The organism is Glycomyces sp. NPDC021274, from assembly GCF_040641195.1.
Lineage (GTDB): Bacteria > Actinomycetota > Actinomycetes > Mycobacteriales > Micromonosporaceae > Glycomyces.
The window spans coordinates 67,594-90,425 of the sequence record NZ_JBFADC010000009.1 but is presented as its reverse complement, the minus strand read 5'-3'; the positions used below and the strand labels follow the sequence as shown (position 1 = coordinate 90,425).

Annotated in this window: 22 protein-coding genes and 2 pseudogenes; 11 read left to right on the top strand and 13 right to left on the bottom strand. The window is 70.3% G+C overall.

All coding sequences use genetic code 11. From position 1 onward, the window contains the following. Window positions 1–3 precede the first annotated feature (3 nt). Together AB0I03_RS19305 and AB0I03_RS19300 are read left to right on the top strand one after the other, a co-directional pair. A complete protein-coding gene (locus tag AB0I03_RS19305) occupies window positions 4–750 on the top strand; it encodes an ABC transporter permease (RefSeq protein ID WP_360414685.1) in 747 nt (248 codons plus the stop codon). Between the two features lie 150 nt (window positions 751–900). Further along, complete coding sequence (locus AB0I03_RS19300) at window positions 901–2,358, top strand: alkaline phosphatase D family protein (RefSeq protein ID WP_360414919.1); 1,458 nt, start codon at window positions 901–903, stop codon at window positions 2,356–2,358. 50 nt (window positions 2,359–2,408) lie between these two features. On the opposite strand, the gene AB0I03_RS19295 is transcribed toward AB0I03_RS19300, so the two are convergent. From AB0I03_RS19295 to AB0I03_RS19260, 8 genes are all read right to left on the bottom strand, one after another. Beyond that, the gene (locus AB0I03_RS19295) at window positions 2,409–2,858 is read right to left on the bottom strand and encodes a DUF2550 domain-containing protein (protein WP_360414683.1); all 450 of its coding nucleotides are present in this window, start codon (window positions 2,856–2,858) and stop codon (window positions 2,409–2,411) included. Window positions 2,859–2,860: 2 nt separating this feature from the next. Further along, window positions 2,861–3,142: a F0F1 ATP synthase subunit epsilon gene (locus AB0I03_RS19290; RefSeq protein WP_360414681.1), complete on the bottom strand. Its 282-nt coding sequence runs from the start codon at window positions 3,140–3,142 to the stop codon at window positions 2,861–2,863. Window positions 3,143–3,341: 199 nt separating this feature from the next. Then, the gene (locus AB0I03_RS19285) at window positions 3,342–4,019 is read right to left on the bottom strand and encodes a Crp/Fnr family transcriptional regulator (protein WP_030144656.1); all 678 of its coding nucleotides are present in this window, start codon (window positions 4,017–4,019) and stop codon (window positions 3,342–3,344) included. A 304-nt stretch (window positions 4,020–4,323) separates the two neighbouring features. Continuing rightward, complete coding sequence (locus tag AB0I03_RS19280; protein WP_360414679.1) at window positions 4,324–5,520, bottom strand: MarP family serine protease; 1,197 nt, start codon at window positions 5,518–5,520, stop codon at window positions 4,324–4,326. Window positions 5,521–5,531: 11 nt separating this feature from the next. Continuing rightward, a complete protein-coding gene (locus AB0I03_RS19275; protein WP_360414677.1) occupies window positions 5,532–6,185 on the bottom strand; it encodes a CoA pyrophosphatase in 654 nt (217 codons plus the stop codon). Further along, window positions 6,182–6,742, bottom strand: a complete 561-nt coding sequence (locus tag AB0I03_RS19270) for a TlpA disulfide reductase family protein (RefSeq protein WP_360414675.1) — start codon at window positions 6,740–6,742, stop codon at window positions 6,182–6,184. The genes AB0I03_RS19275 and AB0I03_RS19270 overlap by 4 nt, the downstream gene beginning before the upstream one ends. Then, window positions 6,739–7,503, bottom strand: coding sequence for an endonuclease III (gene nth, locus AB0I03_RS19265; RefSeq protein WP_360414673.1), 765 nt, complete (start codon window positions 7,501–7,503; stop codon window positions 6,739–6,741). Before nth ends, AB0I03_RS19270 begins: the two co-directional genes overlap by 4 nt. Then, a complete protein-coding gene (locus AB0I03_RS19260) occupies window positions 7,500–8,681 on the bottom strand; it encodes a S8 family serine peptidase (RefSeq protein WP_360414671.1) in 1,182 nt (393 codons plus the stop codon). The genes nth and AB0I03_RS19260 overlap by 4 nt, the downstream gene beginning before the upstream one ends. A 199-nt stretch (window positions 8,682–8,880) precedes the next feature. Here AB0I03_RS19260 and AB0I03_RS19255 point away from each other — a divergent pair, with 199 nt between their 5' ends. The 5 genes from AB0I03_RS19255 (at window position 8,881) to AB0I03_RS19235 (ending at window position 15,112) form a co-directional block, all read left to right on the top strand. Further along, window positions 8,881–11,412 (top strand): SseB family protein, encoded by a 2,532-nt coding sequence (locus tag AB0I03_RS19255; RefSeq protein ID WP_360414669.1) that lies wholly within the window; start codon window positions 8,881–8,883, stop codon window positions 11,410–11,412. Further along, window positions 11,409–11,774, top strand: coding sequence for a hypothetical protein (locus AB0I03_RS19250; protein ID WP_344473611.1), 366 nt, complete (start codon window positions 11,409–11,411; stop codon window positions 11,772–11,774). Before AB0I03_RS19255 ends, AB0I03_RS19250 begins: the two co-directional genes overlap by 4 nt. A gap of 286 nt (window positions 11,775–12,060) precedes the next feature. Next, window positions 12,061–13,215 (top strand): Gfo/Idh/MocA family oxidoreductase, encoded by a 1,155-nt coding sequence (locus AB0I03_RS19245; protein ID WP_360414668.1) that lies wholly within the window; start codon window positions 12,061–12,063, stop codon window positions 13,213–13,215. Continuing rightward, window positions 13,212–14,303 (top strand): dihydrodipicolinate synthase family protein, encoded by a 1,092-nt coding sequence (locus AB0I03_RS19240; protein ID WP_360414666.1) that lies wholly within the window; start codon window positions 13,212–13,214, stop codon window positions 14,301–14,303. The genes AB0I03_RS19245 and AB0I03_RS19240 overlap by 4 nt, the downstream gene beginning before the upstream one ends. Beyond that, a complete protein-coding gene (locus AB0I03_RS19235; RefSeq protein ID WP_360414664.1) occupies window positions 14,300–15,112 on the top strand; it encodes a sugar phosphate isomerase/epimerase family protein in 813 nt (270 codons plus the stop codon). The genes AB0I03_RS19240 and AB0I03_RS19235 overlap by 4 nt, the downstream gene beginning before the upstream one ends. Before the next feature lie 175 nt (window positions 15,113–15,287). Here the strand turns inward: AB0I03_RS19235 and AB0I03_RS19230 are convergent, their stop codons facing one another. The 3 genes from AB0I03_RS19230 to AB0I03_RS19220 form a co-directional block, all read right to left on the bottom strand. Further along, complete coding sequence (locus AB0I03_RS19230; RefSeq protein ID WP_360414662.1) at window positions 15,288–15,635, bottom strand: VOC family protein; 348 nt, start codon at window positions 15,633–15,635, stop codon at window positions 15,288–15,290. Window positions 15,636–15,714: 79 nt separating this feature from the next. Next, window positions 15,715–16,386 carry a class F sortase gene (locus AB0I03_RS19225; RefSeq protein ID WP_360414660.1) on the bottom strand — a complete coding sequence of 224 codons (672 nt, stop codon included), beginning with the start codon at window positions 16,384–16,386 and terminating at the stop codon, window positions 15,715–15,717. 67 nt (window positions 16,387–16,453) lie between these two features. Further along, window positions 16,454–16,930, bottom strand: a complete 477-nt coding sequence (locus AB0I03_RS19220; protein ID WP_360414658.1) for a hypothetical protein — start codon at window positions 16,928–16,930, stop codon at window positions 16,454–16,456. A 307-nt stretch (window positions 16,931–17,237) separates the two neighbouring features. Between AB0I03_RS19220 and AB0I03_RS19215 the strand changes: the two are divergent. The 3 genes and pseudogenes from AB0I03_RS19215 to AB0I03_RS19205 form a co-directional block, all read left to right on the top strand. After that, window positions 17,238–17,666 (top strand): annotated as a pseudogene (locus tag AB0I03_RS19215) (4Fe-4S binding protein); the annotation flags it as partial. Between the two features lie 29 nt (window positions 17,667–17,695). Then, a pseudogene (locus AB0I03_RS19210) lies at window positions 17,696–18,240 on the top strand (NADH-quinone oxidoreductase subunit J). A 10-nt stretch (window positions 18,241–18,250) separates the two neighbouring features. Further along, entirely contained in the window at window positions 18,251–19,894 is a 1,644-nt protein-coding gene (locus AB0I03_RS19205) for a DUF885 domain-containing protein (protein ID WP_360414656.1), read from the top strand. 127 nt (window positions 19,895–20,021) lie between these two features. Here AB0I03_RS19205 and AB0I03_RS19200 read toward each other — a convergent pair whose 3' ends face one another. Together AB0I03_RS19200 and AB0I03_RS19195 are read right to left on the bottom strand one after the other, a co-directional pair. Continuing rightward, window positions 20,022–20,900 carry a hypothetical protein gene (locus AB0I03_RS19200; RefSeq protein WP_360414654.1) on the bottom strand — a complete coding sequence of 293 codons (879 nt, stop codon included), beginning with the start codon at window positions 20,898–20,900 and terminating at the stop codon, window positions 20,022–20,024. A 135-nt stretch (window positions 20,901–21,035) separates the two neighbouring features. Next, entirely contained in the window at window positions 21,036–22,172 is a 1,137-nt protein-coding gene (locus AB0I03_RS19195; protein ID WP_360414652.1) for a lytic polysaccharide monooxygenase, read from the bottom strand. A 188-nt stretch (window positions 22,173–22,360) separates the two neighbouring features. Between AB0I03_RS19195 and AB0I03_RS19190 the strand changes: the two genes are divergently transcribed. Beyond that, entirely contained in the window at window positions 22,361–22,810 is a 450-nt protein-coding gene (locus AB0I03_RS19190) for a peroxiredoxin (protein WP_360414650.1), read from the top strand. Window positions 22,811–22,832: the final 22 nt, after the last annotated feature.

Sequence of the window (22,832 nt, the reverse complement as noted above, 5' to 3'; positions counted from 1 at the left end):
ACCGTGTTCCGTGCGGAACTGATCAAGCTCAAGCGCTCCAGCACCTGGATCATCGCGCTCATCCTGCCGGTGCTCGCCGTGGTGACCGGCACCATCAACCTCGCCAACAACGACGACGTGCTCAACGCGGGCTGGGACTCGTTCACCTCGCAGGTCGTGCTGTTCTACGGGATGCTGTTCTTCTCGATCGGCATCAGCCTGCTCGCCGCGACCGTGTGGCGCATGGAGCACCGCGGCACGAACTGGTACCTGCTGCTGACGAACACCGTCCGGCCCGTGCGGCTCGTGCTGGTGAAGATCGCGGTCATCCTCGTGCTCGTCGCCGCCATGCAGTTCGTGCTCGTCGCGGGGACCGCGATCGCCGGGGAGCTCGTGCTGCGGCTCGACGGCCCGTTCCCGTGGGAGTTCGCGGTCGTCGGGGTGATCACGATCGGCGCGGCCCTGCCGCTGATCGCGGTGCAGTCGCTGCTGTCGATGTCGATGAAGTCCTTCGCGGCGCCCGTCGCGCTGTGCCTGGTCGGCTGCGTCATCGGCGTCGCCGCCGTCACCTCGGTCACCCTGCGCCCGGTCTCCTACGTACTGCCGCAGGCGATCAACACGCGGGCGTTGAACCTCGGCTCCACCGCCATCGCCGAGTCCGGGCGGCTCGCGGTGCCCGACACGCTCCCGATCCTGCTCACCGCCTTCGCCATCGGGGCCGTGTTCGTGCTGCTCACCACCACCGTGATCCGCACGGTCAAGCTGCGCTGAGCGTTCGGCGGGAGCTGTTCACGTCGGCGTTGCCCCGGGGTCGTCCTCGACTGGGAGGGTGAGGACTGTTCACTCGAACCCCACGGTGTATTGGAGACAACAGTGCAGATTGCTCGTCGGCGGCTGCTGGCCGCCGGGGCCGGCGGCGCGATCCTCCTCGGGACTCCCGGGATCTCGTACGCGTCCTCACGCCCCCAGCTCACCCACGGCGTCCAGTCCGGTGACGTGACCGATCGGGGCGCGGTCCTGTGGACCCGCGCCGACCGCGGCTCGCGGATGCGCGTCGAGCTCGCGACGCGCCCGGACTTCAAGCACGCCAGGACCATCGGCGGCCCGGCCCTGACCGCGGACACCGACTTCACCGGCAAGGTGCGGCTCCGGGGCCTGCGGCCCGGGCAGCGGTACCACTACCGGATCCGGGCCGAGGGCGAGCGGCGGTCCGAGGCGCTGGAGGGCTCGTTCACCACGGCCGCCTGCGAACCGGCGGACATCAGGTTCCAGTGGTCGGGGGACCTCGCCGGGCAGGGCTGGGGGATCAACCCGGACTTCGGCGGGTACCGGATCTTCCAGGCCATGGCCGACGCCGAACCGGACTTCTTCCTCTGCTCGGGCGACTTCGTGTACGCCGACGGCCCGCTGGTCGAGTCGGTGGCGCTGCCGGACGGCACGACGTGGAAGAACACGCTCGTGGACGAGAAGCTGAAGGTCGCCGAGACGCTCGAGGAGTACCGCGGGCAGTTCAAGTACAACCTCTTGGACGAGAACCTGCGGGCGTACCTGGCGAACGTGCCGATGGTGAACCAGTGGGACGACCACGAGGTCACCAACAACTGGTACCCCGGGGAGATCCTGGACCTGCCGCAGTACACCGAGAAGAGTGTGGACGTGCTCGCCGCGCGGGCCCGGCAGGCCTTCGCGGAGTTCACGCCGGGCGGGTTCGGCGCCACCGACGCCGCGGGGCGGATCTACCGGAAGCTCGCGTACGGCCCGCTCCTGGACGTGTTCGTGCTCGACATGCGGACCTTCAAGAGCCCCAACCCGGATGCGGACGGCGCCACCGGGACCGTGCTCGGCGAGGAGCAGCTGGCGTGGCTCAAGCGCGAGCTGCGCCGCTCGAAGGCCACGTGGAAGGTGATCGCGGCGGACCTGCCGATCGGCCTGATCGTGGGCGACGGCACGGGCGCGCAGGAAGGGGTCTCGAACGGTTCCGGAGGCGCGCCGGGCGGGCGCGAGACGGAGATCGCGGGGCTGCTCTCGTTCGCGAAGCGCGAGGGCGTGGCGAACATGGTGTGGCTGACCGCGGACGTGCACTACACCGCGGCCCACCACTACAGCCCGGACCGGGCGGTGTTCCAGGACTTCGACCCGTTCTGGGAGTTCGTGTCCGGGCCGCTGAACGCGGGCGGGTTCGGGCCCAACAGGCTCGATGCCACGTTCGGGCCCGAGGCGGTGTTCGTGCAGGCACCTCCGGCCGCGAACACGTCCCCGGCGCAGGGGTACCAGTTCTTCGGCGAGGTCGCGATCGACGCCGAGACCGAGACGTTCACGGTGTCGCTCAAGGACATCGACGGCGGCGTGCTGTTCACGCAGGCGATCGCGCCGGTCTAGGACGCGGCGATGCCCGCCTCGCTGTTGCGAGGCGGGCATCGCATCACGTCTTATTCGCCGCCGCTTTCGCGGTTGCTGTAGAACTCGGCCCCCGGCGGGGCGGCCTCGAGCCAGGAGAGGAACCCGGTGACCGCCGAGGTGGTCATCGCGAGCTCCACTTCGCCGGTAGCGCTCTTGCAGCGCAGGATCGCGACTTCGGGGGGGAAGATCTGGGCTTCGGGGCCGGCCGGCTTGCGGCGCTCGGAGACCTGCACGTCGTGGCGCAGCAGCGAGTACCGGGGCCCGAACGCGAGCGAGAACATCCGGTACCAGCGGAGCGTGCCGCTCTCGTAGACGGCGAAGCCGGGCGCCCAGCCGCGCCCCTCCATGTGCCGGGAGAGCCTGGCGGCCATGGCGACCGAGCCCGAGCGGGACAGGAAGGAGCGGCGGACGTAGGTCAGCACCAAGAACACCGCGACGGCCGCCGCCAGTGCGGCGACGACGAGCAGTGCCTTCAGCATGGCTACGCCGAAGCGGGGGCGACCGCCTCGGCGGTCTCGGCGAGGATGGTGACCCCGTCGGTGGTCACCGACAGGAAGCCGCCCTCGATCTGCCAGGCCAGTTCGCCGCCGTCGACCGGCTGCACCCTCACGGTGCTGTCGATCCGCAGCTCGCCCAGCAGGGGTTGGTGGTTCGGGAGGATTCCCAGTTCGCCTTCAGTGGTGCGCGCGTATACGGCCTTGGCCGCTCCGGACCACACTTTCGAGTCGACTGCTACGACTTCGACGTTCAGTTGCCCTGCCACAACGCTCCTTCAGCAGACTCCGGGATGATTACCGGAAGTCTAGACGGACGCGGGCGCGAACGTCGAATGGCCCAAGGGCGGGGGACCGGGTGATCACCCGCACTGACCGGGGGAAGCAAGAGGGCCCCCGGCGGTGCCGGGGGCCTTCGAGGTGGAACTGGTGAGCCGGGAATCGGCTCGGGGAATTCACACGTGAGCGTTACACGCGGGCGCGCCGGGCCAACCGCTCGGGGTCCATGATGATGACGCTCTTGCCGTCCAGGCGCAGCCAGCCGCGGCCGGCGAAGTCGGCGAGGGCCTTGTTCACGGTCTCGCGGGAGGCGCCGACCAGCTGGGCGAGCTCTTCCTGCGTGAGGTCGTGGGTGACGCGCAGGACGCCGCCGTCGCGGGTGCCGAAGCGGCTCGCCATGTGCAGCAGGGCCTTCGCGACACGCCCGGGGACGTCGGTGAAGATGAGGTCCGCCATCGAGTCGTTCGTGCGGCGCAGCCGGCGTGCTATCACGCGCAGCAGCTGCTCGGCGATCTCGGGCCGGTTGGCCAGCCAGGGGCGCAGCGCCGTCTTCGACAGGCGGGCCAGGCGGGTGTCGGTCAAGGCGGTGGCGGTGGCGGTGCGGGGACCGGGGTCGAACAGCGCGAGCTCGCCGACCATGTCGGACGGGCCCATGACCGCGATCAGGTTCTGGCGGCCGTCCGCTGAGCGGCGGCCCAGCTTCACCTTCCCGGACATGACGATGTACAGACTGTCACCCGGCTCGTTCTCGGTGAAGACGGTCTGGCCCTTGTTGACGTCGATGTACTCCATCTCTTTGATGAGCGACTCGACAGCTTCGGGATCTACGCCCTTGAACAGGGCGGCCCTGGCCAATACATCTTCCATGTCCGTTCGCACCTTTCTTCAACGCACCGCTAGTGCAAGTACTGAGTCTATGCCTCTTGTCCGCATTGCGGGAGCGAGACCCCCGTAAATCCACATGCGCACGTAGACGCCGGAATCGACATTCGTATCCGAATGAATGCGCTCCGTTCGTTCCGAGCGTCACCGCGAGAGACTCACCACGCCGTCTCAGCAGGGTGTACGTTCCGGAAAACGGAAAGCGTCGACAGCGACCGGTACAGCCTACCTGCAATGTGACGCCACGCCCAGTATCAGGCAATGACGCAATCCCACAGGAACCCACAGATCAGGTGCAGGATCCGGTGCCGACGGGGTCCGAGGCGGTGCGCCCCGCGTCCAGGACAGGCGCGGATTCGTCCATGGTGAGCGCGTATCCGGTCTCCGGGTCGTCGATCGCGGCGGCGAAGATGACTCCGATCACCTCGCCTTGCGGGTTGAGCAGGGGACCGCCGGAATTGCCGCCGATGATCTGCGCGTACAGCTGGTAGACCTCGCGGGTGACCGTGCCGGCGTCGTAGATGTCGGGGCCGGTGACGATGCGCGCCTCGCGGATGCGGGCGGCGGTCGCCGTGTACGGGCCGCCGGCCGGGTAGCCGAGGACGATCGCGTCGTCGCCGGAGGCGGCGGTGTCGGACTGCAGCGGGAGCGGGGCGGCGTCGAGGTCGGGGACGGACAGGATCGCGAGGTCCTTCTCCGGCTCGAACACGACGACCTCGGCGTCGTACAGGTCGCCGTCGGATTCGACCTGCACGTACTCAGTGCCGGCGACGACGTGCGCGTTCGTGGCCACGAGGCCGTCGGCGTAGACGAAGCTGGAGCCCTCGATCTGGCGGTCGCACGACGGTGCCGAGCCGTGGACCTTGAGGACGGAGTCCTCGGCGCCGGTGACCACGCCGGAGGCGGCGAGCTCGGGGTCGGGCGGGTCGACGGAGCGGGCCTCGGTCGGGTCGAGCCCGGAGAACACGTCCGGCATCCCGGAGGTGTTGAGCGACTCGCGCATCGACTCGTACACGCCCTTGACGGCCTCGGGCATGTGCTCGTCGATGCCGGTGAGCAGGCTCGAGTTGCGTACGGCGGAGGCGACGGCGGGCATCGAGGAGTTCGCGAGCGGCGCCGCCGCGACCCAGGTGACCAGGAGCACTGCGGCGACGGAGACGAGCGGGCCGGCGAGGTGGTCGAGCCGCTTCGAGCCGTCCCTGCGCAGGCGCTTGCGCAGCCGGTAGCCGATGGAGGTGGCGATCGCCATGCCGCCCAAGGCGAGTGCGAAGACGACCAGCAGTGAGGCGATGAGCTTCGCGAGCGCCTCGGAGTAGAAGTCGGCGGCGAACGGCGCGAGCTGGGTGCCGAGGATCGCCCCGCCGAGGAAGCCGAAGAACGTGGTCGCGGAGGCGATGAACCCCTCGCGGTAGCCGTTGATGGCGAACAGGAGCGCCAGCAGCACGATCACGACATCGACGAGGAGTCCGGCAGTGGTCGGTTCCATGCGCCCTCCGTTCAGTGCCGTTCGAGCGCCATCGTCCGGCCGGCGTCCCAGGGGCGGGCCCATCCGCCCAGGTCCAGCAGCCACGACAGTACCCCGGCGGTGAAACCCCAAATCAAGGGCACACCGGCGACCTCGAAGCCCGGGCCGCTGCGGCCGGAGGGGAACGTGACGGTGCCCCGCGAGGCCGGGTCGGCCAGGAGCGGCAGCGGCACCTGGTGCGCGGCGGCCACTTCGGAGGCCGCCTGCGGCGCGACCAGGTGCGGACGCGTCCACAGGGCGAGCACGGGCGTGACCGCGAAGCCGGACACGGGGATCCAGAGTTTCGGGAGCGAGCGGCCCACGGCCACCGAGGCCGGGTCGACCGCGAGTTCTTCGGCGGCCTCGCGCAGGGCGGTCGCCGCGGCGTCGGCGTCGCCGGGTTCAGTGCCGCCGCCGGGGAACGCGACCTCGCCCGGGTGGTGGCGCAGCGTCGCGGCGCGCTGCTGCAGCAGCACCGAAGGACCGTCGTCGCCGTCCTTCAGCAGGACCAGGACCGAAGCGGTGCGCGCGTCCGCCTCCTGGTACGGCTGCAGGTGGTCGGCGATCACCCGCATGACCGTGGGCGGCTCGGCCTCGGCCGCGGCCTTCAGCAGCGGCGGCCACCAGTCGGGTTGCGGATCGCTCATGCGAGCTCCAGACCGAACGCCGCCTCGGCGGTCTCGACCATCGACTCGGTGGTGACGCCCGGCTCGGCCACGAGCGCGGCGACCGTGCCGTCCGGGTTCACGTACGCCAGGCCCGGCAGGCCCGGCACGCCGAGCCCGATCCGCACGGCCTCATCGGGATCGAACACGGAAGGGAATGTCATCCCGAACTCCTCGGCGAAGGAGCGCCCGAGGTCCCGAGTGTCGGCCGTGTCCACGCCGAGCACGTCGACCTGGTCGCCGTACGCCTGGTAGAACGCCTCGACCTCCGGGGCCTCCTCCTGGCACGGCACGCACCAGCTCGCCCACAGGACCACGATCATCGGCTTGCCGCCGGGACCGACCGAAGTCGCCGCCTCGTCGCCGAGGCAGTCGAGTTCGAGGTCGCCGACCCCGTCGATCGGGGTCGCACCGGAGGCGCAGGTGACCGACCAGGTCGGATCGCCCTCGTCAGGGACCGCGACGCGCGGCTCGGGGGACTCGCTCGTGCAGGCCGCCAAGAAGCACAGTGCGGCAGCGAACGTCAACAGCCGCTTCACTGGCTCACCGCATGCTCGATGCCAGCCAGACGGATCAACTCGTCCACGTTGTCGCCCTTCAGGAGTTTCGCGGCCTCGGCCGGATCCGTCGGGCCCTCGCCGTACGACGGGCAGTGCTTCGCGAGCGTGCACGCCCCGCACGCGGGCTTGCGCGCGATGCAGACGCGGCGGCCGTGGAAGATGATCCGGTGCGAGAACATGGTCCACTCGCGGGGCTCGATGAGCTGCTGCAACCGGAACTCGAGCTTCACGGGGTCCTTGCCGTCGACGAGGCCGAGCCGGTTCGTGATGCGGATCATGTGCGTGTCCACGGTGATCCCCGGGATGCCGAACGCGTTGCCGCGGATGACGTTCGCGGTCTTGCGGCCGATCCCCGGGAGCTTCACCAGGGACTCCATGTCCTCCGGGAGCCGCCCGCCGTGGTGCTCGACCAGGGCCTTCCCCAGGCCCATGATCGACTTCGCCTTGTTGCGGTAGAAACCCGTGGGCCGGATGATCGCCTCGACCTCTTCGGGATTCGCCTCGGCGTAGTCCTCAGCCGAGCGGTACTTCTTGAACAGCGTCGGCGTCGTCAGATTGACCCGCACGTCCGTGCACTGCGCCGACAGGATCGTCGCCACCGCCAGCTCGAGCGGATTCGTGTAGTCGAGCTCGCAATGCGCGTCCGGGTGGGCCGCAGCGAGGAGGCGGTCGATGACGCGGGCCCGGCGCTTTTTGGCCAGCTCGCTTTCAGTGCCCTTCCGGGCGTCGGCGGCGGTCACCCCGCCATGGTACGCGGGCGCCCCGGCAGCCGGCCGCCTCGCCGAGCCCCGCGCCCGCCGCGCAGGAGCAGCGCCGACGCCCCGATCAAGCCGCCGCCCGCGGCCGTCGCCGCCGCACTCAGCACCGGTGAGATCCCCGCCTCGGCAGGCGCCGCAGGGCGCGGCAGCACCTCCGCCGCCACCGCCGCGGCCGCGTCCACGATCCCCTCGCCCAGCCCCGGCCCGCCCGCCACTGCCGTATCGGTGAGCGCCCGCCGCACCTGGTCGGCACTCCACTCCGGGTGCGCCGAACGCACCAGCGCCGCCGCGCCCGACACCACCGCCGAAGCGAACGACGTGCCCGTCACCGCCTTGTACCCGCCGCCCGGCTTCGGCGCGTACAGCTCCACGCCCGGCGCCGCCAGGTCCGTCTCCGCGCCCGTCACCGCCGTCCGCCACCGGTCACCGTGCTCGTCGGCCCCCGTCACCGCCAGCACGTCCGACACCCGCGCCGGAAACCACACGTCCTCATCCGGCGCGTCGTCACGCTGATTCCCCGTGCACGCCACGATCAGCACATCATGCTGCTCCGCGTACGCGATCGCCTCCGCGAACGGCGGCGAGTCGTAATGGCCGCCCAAGGAGAGGTTCACGATGTCCGCGCCGTTGTCCACCGCCCACTCCACCGCCGCGCCCACCATCGCCGAATCGTGGTACCGGTTCTCGTCGTCCAGCACCCGGACCGGCAGGATCTCCGCATCCGGGGCGATCCCCGGATGCCGCGACTCGGCACTCCCCGCGATCAGCCCCGCCACCGCCGTCCCGTGCCCCACCGGATCGGCCTGCCCGAACGCCCGCTCGTACACCGGCCCCGGATCCGACCCGAACGCCAGCAGCCGCGGCTCCGCACCCGGATCGACGTCGACATAGCTGCGACCGGGAAGCACCGACCCCGCCAACGCGGGGTGATCCGCGTCCACACCCGAGTCGATCACCGCCACCGTGACCCCCTCGCCCGTCGCCACCGGCCACGCCTCCGGCGCCCGCACCGCCGAGAGATGCCAGGCGACGGGCGCGGACGCCCGGCCCGTCTGCGCGGAGAGCAAGAGCGCCAACAGCGTCGAGCACAGACAGGCGAGAACGAAGCGTGCAGAGCGGTCCCCCATGAGAACCGGATCGTTACACAGCGACAGGCCCACAGCGTGGGAATGACACACGTTCTCCTTTATGAATTCGTTATTCTCGCCCTACTGACGGAAACTTGACAGCGCCCTCGCGTTACGGTGACGATCGCGAGGGGACGCCGCGTTCGCTCGACATGCCTCGGCGACGATTGCAAGCCGTCAACGAGCACCGCCCCATCCAAGACCGGTAGGGGGGAAGGGCTGAGTGGGATCGATGTGGGAACCCAGTAACGAGATCGAGCACCGCCTCCGCGAGGCGCTGCGAGCCGAAGACCAGGACGGATACTTCCGCATACTGGCGCAGATCGAACTCGTCCTCCCATTGTCCTATGAGGACTCGAACGGGTCGGGCGCCGACACCTGGGCCACCTGGACCACCGACGACCGCACCCACATCCTCGCCTTCACCTCCGAGACCGCCCTCCAGACCTGCCTCCGCGACAACGCCGGCGCCTCCCGCCGCGTCTCCTTCACTGCGCTGGCCGAAGCCTGGCCCGACCAGGAGTGGTGGCTTGCCGTCAACCCCGGCCTGCCGATCGAGGGGTACCTCCCGGCATGGTTCGTCACCCAGGTCGCGCAGGGCATGACCACGGTCCCGACCGACCCCGCACCTGAGCCGGATCCCGCCGCCGACCCCTACGGCGACACCTATAACTCTGGCGCGCAAGCGTCTCCGTTCGCCGCCGCGCAGTCCGACCCGTTCGCGAACCCGATGGCGCCCGCTCCCGAACCGCGCCGCGAGAGCTTCATGCCTCCCGCCCCGCCGGTGCCCGACGTGCCGCCCGCGCCGCGGCGCTCCTCGGACCTGAACGGCAGCGCGCAGCAGCAGTCCACCGTCGGCGGCACCACCCCCGCGGGCCTCCCGCTGCGCCAGCCGCCGCGCGAACCCGAGGCCCCCGAACCCGACCCGTTCAACGGGCACTCCTTCGCGTCCCAGCCGCCGCCCGAGCCCGAGCAGTCCCAGCCCCGTTCGTCGGGCTTCGGCTCCCAGCCGCGCGGCACCGGATCGCAGCCGCGCGAGTTCGGCTCCCAGCCGCAGGGCTTCGGTTCGCAGCCCGAGGGCTTCGGATCCCAGCCGCAGGGCTTCGGATCCCAACCCCCGCAGCAGTTCTCGCAGCCGCCGGCCGCGCCGAGCCCGCAGGCGTTCCCCGCCGAGGCGCAGTGGCCGAGCCAGCAGAACCCGCAGGACCAGTGGCCGGACGCGCCCGACTGGCTCCGCGAGCAGCAGCCCGACCCGTCGACGCTGCCGACCCGCGCGCCCGCCCCGCCGCACGCCCCGCCCACCCCGTACCCGTCCGGCGAGTCCTTCGGGAACGCCGCCGCGTTCGGCACGCCGCCCGCACCGCAGCGCCAGCCGTTCCAGGGCGACGACGCGTTCCAGGCCGGCGACCCCTTCGGCAACGACGCGTTCGACTCCGCCGCCAACGCCTCCGGTGACGCCGACGCGCAGCGCTCCGCCGAATCGTTCGCGTCCATGTCGAGCGCGTTCGGCCGGCGCCCCGCCGAATCCGAACCGCAGCCCGGCGTCCAGCCGCAGGACCAGTCGCGGCCGACCGAGCTCACCGGCGAAGAAGCCGAACCGCTGCTCGCCGAGGCCGCGACCTCCGGCGACACCGCCGCGTTCCTCCAGACCCTCCTGTGCGCCAGCGTGATCCTCCCGATCGGCGACCCCGAGGCCGCCCACCTGCGCGTAGGCGACCCGGCGTTCCGCTGGGCCAGCGACATCGTCGACGGCATCATCGGCATCACCGTCTACACCACGGTCGAGCGCATGGCCGAACGCGCAGGCGCGGACACCCCGCACACCACCGTCCCGTTCGGCTGGCTCATCCAGCACTGGCCCGCACAGGACTACGCGCTGTACGTCAACCCCGGCACCTCCGTGGGCGCCAACATGAGCGGCCCCGAGATCGAGCCGCTCATCAAGTGGGCCGAAGCGAAGGACCTGCTCGCGTTCGCCACCGAGATGGAAAAGCGCCAGGCCGCGGCCGCGCGCGCCAACTCGCCCTCGCACAAGGTCCAGCCGATCCTGTGGCAGAAGACCATCCCGCACCAGCAGGTGCCGTTCTACCTCGAACGCGGCTACGACCGCGTGGGCGGCTTCGTGCACCCGGCCGAGGCCGTGGACCACCTCCGCACGCCCGCGCAGCTGTACCTCGCGCTGGGGCTCATCCGCTCCAACGAGGAGTTCAGCCCCGCCGACGACTCGGTGCACGTGCTCCGCTGGATCGGCTACCGCACCGACCTCTACCCGGTCGCCTTGGGCGGCAACGACTACGCGACGGCCGAAGAGCGCGGCGGCACCGTCGTCGAGCCCGGCCCGTTCCGCGGCGACGGGTTCGCGCCCTCCGAGGGCGACGAGCGCATCCCCGAGCACAAGGTCGACTCGGTCCGCCTCCCGCACGGCGCCAAGATCCTCCGGATCGACTCGCGCGGCGAGGTCACCGAACTCGCGCTCTACGACGCCGACACCCGCGAATGGTCGCCCGTCGACGGCGCGTACTCGAACGGACCCGCGGCGATCGAAGCGCCTTCGACGCCGGCGCTGCCCGCCGGGCCTTCGGCGCCCGCGCCGAGCGGCCCGATGGGCGAGGCGTACGGGTACGACGGCGCCCCGGGATACGACAGCGCTCTGGGCGAGGCCTGGGGCGACGCGGACGGCCACTACGACCTCGTGCGCCCCAAGCCCGAGGAGCGGGCCGCGCACGTGCTCGACACCCGCGACCGCGAATGGAAGGACGCCTGATGCGCGACGGCTACATCGCCCGCTGGAAGGGCGCCGAATACGACTCGAGCCCCGACGGCGCCCACGTGCGGCTGTACTCGCCCACGGGCGGCGACGGGTTCGTCGAGGTCGCCGACGGCCGGTTCCGGCGCGGCGTGCCGATCGGCGAACTCGAGGACTTCTTCTACGTGCGCACCGTCGCCACCTGGCGCGGCGAGCCGTTCCTCGTGCTCGGCGCCTCGGGGGAGTGGCTGCGGCTGGAGTACCGCGGCGGCCGCAGCGACGTGGCCCGCTCGCTCGGGCTCGAGCCGTACGACAACGGCGTGTACCAGATCTGGGCCCCCGCCGAGGAAGTCACCGACATCAGCGAGCAGTACCTCTAAGACCAGCAGTACCTCCAAGACCACGTGCAAAGCCCCGGTCGCTGGCGGCCGGGGCTTTCCGCGTGCGCCGGCAGCGGCGCTCCGGCAAAACTGTCAGGCGACCGCTTTCACATAGGTGTCGTTTGATGTATAGTTCAGGAAAATAAGAAAGCGTTTGCCTCCAGCTTCGGCGGAGCGTGCGGCCGTACTTTTCGCGCTATCAGCGGCGAAACTCGCGGCCGTGCCTCCGCGCCGCCTCGGCAAGCGCTTCCGCAGCCATGTTCGGCAAGGTCTGGAGCACATCCCTATGGCAGAGAGAATCACCGTCGGCATCGCCCTCAACGGGGTGACCGGGCGCATGGGCTATCGGCAGCACCTCGTGCGCTCACTCCTCGCCATCCGCGAGCAGGGCGGCGTGGAGCGCGCCGACGGCAGCGTGATCTGGCCCGAGCTCACCCTGGTCGGCCGCAGCGCCGACAAGCTCGCCGAGATCGCCGGCCGCCACGGCCTCGACAAGTACACGACCAGCCTTGACGAAGCCCTCGGCGACGACAAGATCGACGTCTACTTCGACGCCCTCACCACCCAGCACCGCCTCGCCGCAGTCAACTCGGCCATCAAGGCCGGCAAGCACGTGTACACCGAGAAGCCCATCGCGACGAACCTGGACGACGCCCTGGCCCTGGCCCGCGCCGCCCGCGACGCCAGCGTCAAGAACGGCGCGGTCGCCGACAAGCTGTACCTCCCCGGCCTGCGCAAGCTCAAGCGCCTGGTCGACTCCGGATTCTTCGGCCGGGTGCTCTCCGTGCGCGGCGAATTCGGCTACTGGGTCTTCGAAGGCGACTGGCAGGAGGCCCAGCGGCCCTCGTGGAACTACCGCGCCGAAGACGGCGGCGGCATGGTCCTCGACATGTTCCCCCACTGGTCCTACGTCTTCGAGGAGACGTTCGCCAAGGTCAAGTCCGTGTCCGCGCACGTCACCACCCACATCCCCGAGCGCTTCGACGAGCACGGCAAGGCCTACGCCGCCACCGCCGACGACGCCGCGTACGCGATCTTCGAACTCCAGGACGGCACCGTCGTCCAGATGAACTCCTCCTGGGCCACCCGCGTCGACCGCGAGGAACTCGTCGAGTTCCACGTCGACGGCACCGAGGGCTCCGCGATCGCCGGCCTGCGCAAGGCCCGCGCGCAGCACCGCGCGCACACCCCCAAGCCCGTGTGGAACCCCGACATCGACCAGCCGATCCCCTTCCGGCAGCAGTGGCACGAGGTGCCCGACAACGAGGTCTTCGACAACGGCTTCAAGATCCAGTGGGAGGAGTTCCTGCGGCACGTCGTGGACGACGAGCCGTGGCACCACGACTTCCTCGCCGCCGCCCGCGGCGTGCAGCTCGCCGAGGCCGGCTACCAGTCGGCCCGCGAAGGCCGCCGCATCGAGCTGGAGGACCTGGTCCTGTGACCCGCAAGTTCACCTCACGCGTCATCTACTCCGCGGCCCACGTGGTCGCGGACCCCTTGGCGGACAACGGCCCCGGCCGTCCGGCCGCGGTCGACTGGGACGCCACCATCGCCTACCGCCGGCACCTGTGGGACCTCGGCCTCGGCATCGCCGACGCCATGGACACCGCGCAGCGCGGCATGGGCCTCGACTGGGAGGCCACGAAGCAGCTCATCCGCCGCTCCGCCGAAGCGGCCGGCCCGGACGACCTCCTCGCCTGCGGCGTCGGCACCGACCAGCTCGGCGCCGTACCCACCACAATGGACGAAATCCGCGCGACGTACCTCGAGCAGCTCGCCGTGGTCGAGGACGCCGGCGCGGGCACGATCCTCATGTGCTCCAGGGCCCTCGCCGCGAGCGCGAAGAGCGCCGACGACTACAAGGCGCTCTACGCCGAGCTCTTGGGCGAGGTCAGCGGCAAGGCGATCCTGCACTGGCTCGGCCCGATGTTCGACCCGTCGCTCGAAGGCTACTGGGGCTCTTCGGACCTCGACGCCGCCGCGGACACGTTCATCGAGATCATCACCGAGAACGCGGCGAAGATCGACGGCATCAAGATGAGCCTGCTCGACGCCGAGGCCGAGATCGCGGTGCGCCGCAGGCTCCCCGAAGGGGTCCGCTGCTACACCGGCGACGACTTCAACTACCCGCGCCTCATCGCGGGCGACGAGTTCGGCCACTCCGACGCCCTCCTCGGCATCTTCGACCCGCTCGCGCCGCTCGCCTCCAAGGCCGTGCAGCGCTTGGACGAAGGCGACGTCGCCGGTTTCCACGCCATCCTGGACCCGACGGTCCCCTTGGCGCGGAAGGTCTTCGAGGCCCCCACGTTCAACTACAAGACCGGCGTCGTGTTCCTCGCGTGGCTCTCGGGCCACCAGGACCACTTCAAGATGGTCGGCGGCCTCGAATCCGCCCGGTCCATCACGCACTTCGGCGAGATCGTGGACCTCGCCCTCGAAGTGAACCTCTTCCCCGACGAAGCGCTCGCCATCGACCGCTTCAACGCCCTGCTCAAGGTCGCGGGCCAGCCGAAGCGGACCCTCGCATGAGCATCATGGAGCGGTTCTCCTTCAACCACGCGACCGCGAAGTTCTGGGACCAGCGCGAGGCCGTCGAGGCCTGCGCGCGCACCGGCTCCGGGATCGGCCTGTGGCGCGAACCGGTGCAGGAGATGGGCGTCGAGGCGAGCGCGAAGCTCGTCAAGGACGCCGGCGTCCAGGTGACGAGCCTGTGCCGGGCCGGGTTCTTCACGGACCCGACTGCGGCCGCGATCGACGACAACCGAAGGGCCATCGACGAGGCGGCCGAGCTCGGCGCCCCGACGCTGGTGCTGGTCTCGGGAGGCATCCCGGAAGGCGGCACGATCGACAGCGCCCGTGAAGGCGTCAAGGAAGCCCTGTCAGTGCTCGCCCCGTACGCGGGGGAGCGCGGCGTGACCTTGTCGATCGAGCCGCTGCACCCGATGTTCGCGAGTGACCGGTGCGTCGTCACCACGATCAACGAAGCGCTCGACCTGGCCGCGCCGTTCCCGGCCGAGCAGGTCGGCGTCGTGGTCGACACCTACCACATCTGGTGGGACCCGCAGGTCTGGCAGGGCATCGCCCGCGCCGGCCGCGAGGGCCGCATCGCCTCGTTCCAGTTCGCCGACTGGGTCACCCCGCTCCCGGCGGGGGTGCTCACGGGCCGCGGCCAGTTGGGCGACGGCTGCGTCGACTTCAAGCGCTACCTGGCCGAAGTGGACGCGACCGGATTCGTCGGCCCGATCGAGGTCGAACTGTTCAACGACGCGCTCTGGGCCCGCCCGGGCGCAGCAGTCTTCGAGGAAACCAGAGCCGCTTTCGAGCGGGTCCTGGTGTAGGAGCGCCGCGGGCGCGGACCGGCATGCGGTTGGGCTGCCGGACCCCGTGCTCGCGGGTGAGCCCCCTGGAATGCCGCGGGGGCGGGACCGGTCGGGGTCAAGACCCCGGTCCCGCCCCCGCGGTCGGCTTTCAGGGGCGAGGCCGCAAGGGGAGGACCGGCCCCGCCCCTGGGGTTCACTCGTGGCTCTGGGAGACGCAGAACTCGTTGCCGTCGGGGTCCTTGAGGACGGTCCAGGAGAACCCGCCGCCGGGGGCTTCGTGGTGGGAGACCTGGGTGGCGCCGGAGGCGATGAGGCGGGCGACCTCCTTCTCGGCGTCGGTGGTGACGAGGTCGAGGTGGATGCGGCCGGGCTGCGTGCCTTCGACGTACTGGAAGGCGAGGCCGGTGCCGCCGCTGAAACCGACCATGACGTACTCGCCCCAGTCCGCCGTGATCTCGCCGCCGAGCGCGGTGAGCCACCACTGCGCGAGATCCTTCGGCCGGTCGGTGTTGACGGTGACGTTCGCGATCTTCAAATCCATGCGGGCGAAGATAACCGGAGGGTCCGACACTGGATCACTCGCTGTGCCGTTACTCGCTGTGCCGTTACTTGCTGTGCTGTTACTTGAAATGGTCGCGGCCGTTCAGGGGTCGGTCGCGGTCCTTTTCGGTGGCGTCGCGGTGGCCGGTGTAGCCGGCGAAGACCACGAGGTTCTCCGTGTAGTCGCCGGTCTTTCGGTCGAAGGCGCCGCCGCAGGTGATCAGGCGCAGGGCCGGTTCGGGTTCGATGCCGAACACCGCTTCGTACGGCAGGCGCTCCTTCGCGAAGGACTCGATCGAAGTGACTTCGTAAGCGACCACGATGCCGTCCTCGCGGGTGACCTCGATGCGGTCGCCTTCGTCGAGCTCCCGCAGCGGGAAGAACACCGCGGGGCCGGAGCGTTCGGTGTCCACATGCCCCATGAGGACCGTGGGCCCGAACTCGCCGGGCGTCGGCCCGGCCTCGAACCAGCCCGCCTCGTGGGGCCGCCACATCCGGGGGACCTCGAAGTTCCCCTCGTAGTCGAGGCCGAGCGCGGTGAGCGGGGCGTGGACTCCGACCGCGTCGATGTCGACGCGGGTCGGCTCGGAGCGGTCGAGCCAGGTGCCGCCGGCAGGGTCGGCGACGGCGAACGGGTCGTCGTGGAACGGGCTTTGGAAGTGCGGCATCCGCAGCGTCGGCACCGGGATGACGCTGCCGAGCATGAGCCCGAGGCCCCCGGCGAGCACGAACGAGAGGACGACAGCGGCCACCGGCCGGAACGCAGGTTCCGGCCGGTGGATCGATCGTTGCTGATCGGGCGACGCGTCGCCCGCCGGTTCAGACGGCACTGACATTGCTGCGGCGCCGGAGCAGCCAGAGCCCCGCAGCGGCGATGAGGACCGCGGCGGCGCCCGTCCACAGGACCGCCGTGGCCGCCTGGGAGGCGGTCGAGCCGCCGCCGGTCGCGGGGGCGGTCCCCGAGGCCACCGTGAACTTCGTCGAAGCGGTGTTGGAACCGCAGGTCACCGCCACCGTGTACACGCCTGGCCTCATCTTCTCCGTGACGGTGAAGCTGCCCTGCGCGTTGTTGTTGTTCTTCGGCAGCTTGAAGCTCGTGTCGGTGTTCTCGACATCGCCCGTGGCGTCCAGGTCGCAGTTCGCCGCGAGCACGTCCACCCGGGTGCCGACGGTGCCCGCCGTCGGCGAGAGCGTGACGGTGACGGCCGCGTTCGCCGGAGCAGCGCTGGTCAGTACGAGTGCGGCGCTGAGGCTCAGCGCGGCGAGCATCCCTCGAATGGGCTGCGTCATTCGCATGGGCACGGTTCCTCCCCGAACGGCGCCGGGTCGCGCCCGGCACGTGACGTGTCAATGGCTCACGGTAACGGCTCTTGTGGACGCAGCAGGCGGTTTCAAGGGAAAACCGGCCCCTCCCGCCACGCCTGGGGAGTCGGGAATCGGACAACCTGCTCGGCGAAACGGACCGGCAATGCAATCGCGAAGCGGACCGGCAACTCGGCCGCCGAGCGGACCGGCGACGCGGCCGCCGAGCCGACGGACAATTCAGCCGCGCAGCGCGGCCGCAGGTCTGGAATAAAGCGGCCGCATCTGCCACGATGAGGGAATGAGGCTTCCCGGGAGCGGTCTGGTCAGCGGTCTCGCCGCGACCGCGCGCACCGCCGCGCGCCGCACCGTCACCAGCCAGTACCCGGAGAACGAGCCGGAGCTGCCCGAGCGCACCCGGGGCGTGATCGCCCTGCACGAACCGAACTGCACCTCCTGCATGCTGTGCGCCCGCGAATGCCCCGACTGGTGCATCTACATCGACTCCCACAAGGAGACCGTCGAGGTCGAAGGCGCGGCCCGGCCGCGGCAGGTGAACGTCCTCGACTGCTTCGACATCGACTTCTCGCTGTGCATGTACTGCGGGATCTGCGTCGACGTGTGCCCCTTCGACGCCCTGTTCTGGGCCCCCGACTTCGCCTACGCCGAAGGGGACATCCGCGACCTGCTCCACGACAAGGAGCACCTGGGGAAGTGGATGGGCACCGTCCCCGACGCCGCGAAACCGGAGGGCGTCGAGTGACGCTCGCCGACGTCCTGCTCCTGGCCTTCGGGCTCCTCGCGCTCGGCGCCGCGCTCGCCGTCGTCACCACGAAGCGGATCGTGCGGGCCGGATTGTGGCTCGCGGTCGCGTTCGCCGGGATCGCCGGGGCCGCGCTCGTACTCACCGCCGAATTCCTCGCCTGGGTGCTCGTGCTCGTGTACGTCGGCGCGATCGTCGTGCTGCTGCTGTTCGCGACCATGCTCACCAAGGCCCCGACCGATGCCTCCGACGACCTCGACCGGACTCGGCTGCCCGGCGCGCTCATCGCCGGCGGCGTCGGGCTCGGCCTCGCGGCCGTCGTCACCGGCGCGTTCGGCTGGACCAGGGCCGGGACCGCCGACCGCGAGAGCGGCGGCGCGGCCGTCATGGGCGAAGCGGTCTTCGCCGACTGGGTGCTGCCGTTCGAAGTGCTGTCGCTCCTGCTGCTCGCGGCACTGGTCGGAGCGGTCGTCGTGTCCACCCGGACCGGTGCCGCCGCCGAACACAATCACGTAACGAAGGATTACTAGCCGCGCGGTAAGCTGACGGCCATGACCTCACCGATATTCGCACTGGCCGACGAGTACATCACCGCGTACGCCCGGCTGCACCCCATGTTCGCCGGGTCCGCCGGCATCAAGGGCGACTTCGGCGTCGCCACCGATTTCGGCCCCGAGGCCGTCGCCGAGCGGGCGAAGCTGGACCGCGACACGCTCGCGACACTCAACGCGCTGGCCTCCACGGGCCCCGCCGACGACCTGGCCCGCCTCCACATGGCCGAGCGCCTCCAGGTGAGCGTGGACCAGCACGAGGCCGGCGAATGGCGCCGCGCGCTGCGCGTCCCCTACGGCATGCTCCAGAGCCTGGTGGGCTATGTGGACCTCACGCCGCGCAAGACCGAGAACGACTGGCGGCTCAACGTCTCGCGGATGCGCGCCATCCCCCAGATGCTCACGACCTGGCGCCAGACCCTCGACGCCGGAATCGAAGCGGGCCAGACGGTCGCGCGCCTCCAGGTCACCGAAGGCGTCAAGCAGGCCCGCCGCAACGCCGCCACGCGCACCTTCGACAAGCACCTCCAGGCCTACGGCGACGGCCCCCAGGCCCGCGACCTGCGCGAAGCCGCCGAAGCCGCCTACCAGGCCTTCGACAGCATCGCCGACTACCTCGAGCGCATCTACGCCCCGCACGCCACCGAGCAGGACGGCGTCGGCGAGGAGCGGTACCTCCTCGCGGCCCGCTCCACCCTCGGCGCGGTCCTCGACCCGCGCGACGCCTACGACTGGGCCTGGGACGAACTGCACCGCATCGAGGACGAGATGGCCGCCGAGGCCGTCAAGATCGTCTCCGGCGCCGGGCTCGACGAGGTCATCGCCCACCTGGACGCGACCCAGGCCGTCGGCACCCACGAGGAGTACCTGACCTGGCTGATCGAGAAGCACCAGGGCGCGCTCGAAGCGCTCAACGGCGTCCACTTCGACATCGACCCGCGCCTGATGAACCTCGACGTGGAGGTGGTGCACGGCTCCTCCGCCGGCTCGGCGTACTACAGCGGCCCCAGCGAGGACCTCTCTCGACCCGGCCGCACCTGGTGGCCCGTCGCCGAACGTGAGACCTTCCGCATCTGGGGCGAGCTGACCACGGTCTTCCACGAGGGCGTGCCCGGCCACCACCTCCAGATCGGCCAGACCAAGGTCGCCGGCGACGGCCTCTCCCGCTTCGCGAAGGTCTTCGGCTCCGTCTCCGGCCACGCCGAAGGCTGGGCGCTCTACGCCGAGCGCCTCTCCGACGAGCTCGGCTGGTTCGCCGACACCGGCAGCCGCCTCGGGATGCTCAAGGGCTCGGCTCTGCGCGCCGCCCGCGTCGTGATCGACATCGGCTGGCACCTCGACCTGCCGCTGCCCGCCGCCGAGGCCAAGGTCCACGGCGACCGCTGGAACTTCGACGTCGCCCTCGACGTGCTCAAGACCCGCGGCCGCATCGCCGAGCACCGCGCCTACCCGGAGATCGTCCGCTACGCGGGCTGGCCCGGCCAGGCCATCTGCTACAAGCTCGGCGAACGCGCCTGGGTCGACGCCCGCGCCGAGGCGCAGGCCGCCGCCGGAGCGGACTTCGACCTCAAGGCCTGGCACACCCGGGCCCTCAACCTCGGCCCCATCGGCCTCGACAACCTCGCGGCGGTACTGCGCGGGTAGACGCATGAGCAACGGGCCCAGGGCTAAAGCCTTGGGCCCGTTCTTTGTGTTCCGGTGAGCGCGACCTCTTCGTGCTTCGTGATCCAGTAAGCGCGACTTCGTCACGCTCACAAGATCACTGCTCTGGTCACTGCCAGCGCTGGGCCATGTCCGCTGCGGCCCTGTCGATGTCCTCGCCCAGCTGGCGCAGGTTCTCCTTCTCGAGGTCGGCAAGGCTCGCGGTGAGGCGGTCGGCCCGGTCCGCGCCCGGCAGCCGGAGCAGCCAGTTGCGGGCGATCACCGCTTGGCGGTACCGGTCGAGCAGGTGCTCGAGGTCCGCCACCGGCACCATGACGTCTTCGGCGGCCCGGCCCAGTGCGGGCGCGGCGGCCTCGGCGAGGTAGTGGGCCTGCCGGGCCGCGATGCGCGTCTCGTCCCTCGCGAGCGAGAGGTCGGTGGCGTAGCTGAGCCTGGCGTAGGTGTCGAGCAGGTGCGTCTTGGCCTGCGAGAGGACGCCCATGAGCGAGGACGCGGGCTTGTCGCCGTCCCGGCTGAGCCGGGCGTGCTCGGTGAAGAGCCGCACCTGGCTGAGCAGGACCGCGACCCAGGCCTGCGAGGCGATCCCCTCCGCCTGGCGGTAGGACTCGCGCATCTCGTTCTCAAGGGCCGCATACCATTTCGGGTATTCGGGGGCCACGAGGCCGAGCTGGTCGAAGCGGTCGGAGAAGTGGACGCGGAGTCTCTCGAGGTCCTCGGTGTGCTTGAGCGCATCGAGGAGGTGGTCGATCTCCGTGCTGCGCGGCGGTGTCTCGGTGAACAGGTGCGCGTAGCCGCGGATCGCGGTGCGCAGCCGGTGGATGGTGACGCGGATGGTCCCGGCGGAGCCGGGCGCTTGGCGTTCGAAGGCCATGATGGCGCGGTTGAGCGCGTCGACGTGATCGGAAATGTAGGCCAGGACGACGACGCCGGCGCGTGTCGAGGCCGTCATCGGTTGCGGGCCGGCGTGGGCCGGCGCTGATGCTGACATGGCTCCTCCCCCCGGAAGACCTGCTGGCTCAAGTATTCCAGGAGGCCTCCGGAGGGAGGAGTCGAAGCGGCGATTATTTTGACGACCGTTCAGGTTCCGGCCCTGGGGGCGTCACCTTCGCGAATCACCGCGTTGTCACGCCGGCATGCACTCCATGGCCGGCATCGTCGTCAGGTTGCCGGTGACGTTGAAGCCGAAGCTCGCCGTCCCGCCCGATGCGATCGTCGCGTTCCAGCCGGAGGGCCCGGCCATCTGCATGTCGCCCATCGTGGAGATCGTCGTGTTCCACGAGTCCCTGATGGTGATGCCGGAGTTCGGCGGCCACAGCCAGTGGATCATCCAGTCGCTCATGGTCGAGGCGCTGGTGTTCTTGACGGTGATGTTGACCGTCGCGCCGCCGCTCCACGAGTAGATGGAGGCGGTGGCGGTGCAGGTGCCCGTCGGGCCGCCGGTCGGGGTCTCGGACGGCGTTTCGGACGGCGTCTCGGTGGGCGGGTTGACCACGCCGCCGTCGTTGCCCGGCAGGTTGGCGCCGGGGCGGATACCGGTGACCTCGCCGTTGCCGCCGTCGAAGACGACGTCGGAGCAGGCGTAGAAGTTCTCGTTCGAGTCCGAGCGCACCCAGTGCGTGAAGACCACGTGGTAACCGGACTTCTGCGGCAGGGTCAGGTTCCCGTAGTAGTAGTGGTCGTCGCTCCCGGGGCCGCCGTTGGAGGGCGGGTTCGAGAAGGTGTGGAACTTCTCGAGGTCGTCCCAGGCCAGCGGTTGGTTCGGGTCCCATCCGTCCTTGGTGATGTAGAGGTCGAACTTGCCGGGGTGGTGGGCCCAGTTGTTGTAGCGCCACTCGACGGTGTCGCCGGCGGTCACGTGGGTCTTCGGCCAGTTGCCCGGGTCGTTGAGCGGCGAGAAGTCGTACGGGCCGCGGCCTCCGCCGTTGCAGATCTGCCCGTCGGGGATGTAGCCGACGGTCTTGCCCGCGCCGTTGGAGTCGAGGTTCCCGAACCAGTTGTAGAACGGGGTGGTCCCGACCTCGTCCATCGCGGCCTGGCAGGCCTCGTTGTAGGGGTCGAGCTGACCGCCCCCGCTGAGGCCGTCGAAGTAGCAGAAGTACTGGCGCGAGCCCGGGAAGACGGTGGCGCCGTGGGCCTCTGCCTCGTCTCTGCCGAAGAGGCCCGTGATGGTCATGGCCGTTACGGCGGCCAGGACCATGGACATGACGGCGGCGATTCTGCGGCGTCTGCCGCCGAGTGCCGCCGTGGCGGTGGTGGACATGGAGTTACTCCTCTGCCGGACATGGAGCGCTCCCAACCTGGCCCTTGAGGAGCCAGCGCGATCTTGTGGACTGCTGCTGACAGTATCGTGATATTCGAGTGTATCTATATCCATGGATGGAGTGCAACGGTATCCGGCCGCCCGGCAAGGAAACGGCTCGATCCCCGGGCGCGGATACACTCGGCTCCATGGACACCGGAGACACCGCACCCGCATTCACCCTCGACGACGAGACTGGCACGCCCCGCAGCCTCGACGGACTCCTCGAGTCCGGCCCCGTCGTGCTCTTCTTCTACCCCCAGGCGATGACGGCGGGCTGCACCGCCGAGGCCTGCCACTTCCGCGACCTCGCCGCCGACTTCGAGGCCGTCGGCGCCACCCCGGTCGGCATCTCCCACGACTCCGTCGAGCGCCAAGCGGCCTTCGCCGCCAAGCACTCCTTCGGCTACCCGCTCCTGTCCGACCCGGAAGGGAAGGTCGCCGAAGCCTTCGACGTGCGCCGCAAACTGGGCATCGTCTCGACCAAGCGCAAGACCTTCGTCATCGGCGAGGGCCGCGAGATCCTCGGCGCCTTCAAGAGCGAGCTGAACATGAACGCGCACGCGGACAAGGCCCTGGAACTGCTGAAGGAGCGGTAAGCGAAGAGGCGGCCCTGGGGCC

Excerpts from the sequence above, each read along its gene's own strand:
- AB0I03_RS19295 (WP_360414683.1), bottom strand. The coding sequence starts at position 2,858 with ATGCTGAAGGCACTGCTCGTCGTCGCCGCACTGGCGGCGGCCGTCGCG.
- AB0I03_RS19285 (WP_030144656.1), bottom strand. The coding sequence starts at position 4,019 with ATGGAAGATGTATTGGCCAGGGCCGCCCTGTTCAAGGGCGTAGATCCC.
- AB0I03_RS19280 (WP_360414679.1), bottom strand. The coding sequence starts at position 5,520 with ATGGAACCGACCACTGCCGGACTCCTCGTCGATGTCGTGATCGTGCTG.
- AB0I03_RS19275 (WP_360414677.1), bottom strand. The coding sequence starts at position 6,185 with ATGAGCGATCCGCAACCCGACTGGTGGCCGCCGCTGCTGAAGGCCGCG.
- AB0I03_RS19255 (WP_360414669.1), top strand. The coding sequence starts at position 8,881 with ATGTGGGAACCCAGTAACGAGATCGAGCACCGCCTCCGCGAGGCGCTG.
- AB0I03_RS19245 (WP_360414668.1), top strand. The coding sequence starts at position 12,061 with ATGGCAGAGAGAATCACCGTCGGCATCGCCCTCAACGGGGTGACCGGG.
- AB0I03_RS19235 (WP_360414664.1), top strand. The coding sequence starts at position 14,300 with ATGAGCATCATGGAGCGGTTCTCCTTCAACCACGCGACCGCGAAGTTC.
- AB0I03_RS19230 (WP_360414662.1), bottom strand. The coding sequence starts at position 15,635 with ATGGATTTGAAGATCGCGAACGTCACCGTCAACACCGACCGGCCGAAG.
- AB0I03_RS19220 (WP_360414658.1), bottom strand. The coding sequence starts at position 16,930 with ATGCGAATGACGCAGCCCATTCGAGGGATGCTCGCCGCGCTGAGCCTC.
- AB0I03_RS19205 (WP_360414656.1), top strand. The coding sequence starts at position 18,251 with ATGACCTCACCGATATTCGCACTGGCCGACGAGTACATCACCGCGTAC.
- AB0I03_RS19200 (WP_360414654.1), bottom strand. The coding sequence starts at position 20,900 with ATGTCAGCATCAGCGCCGGCCCACGCCGGCCCGCAACCGATGACGGCC.
- AB0I03_RS19195 (WP_360414652.1), bottom strand. The coding sequence starts at position 22,172 with ATGTCCACCACCGCCACGGCGGCACTCGGCGGCAGACGCCGCAGAATC.
- AB0I03_RS19190 (WP_360414650.1), top strand. The coding sequence starts at position 22,361 with ATGGACACCGGAGACACCGCACCCGCATTCACCCTCGACGACGAGACT.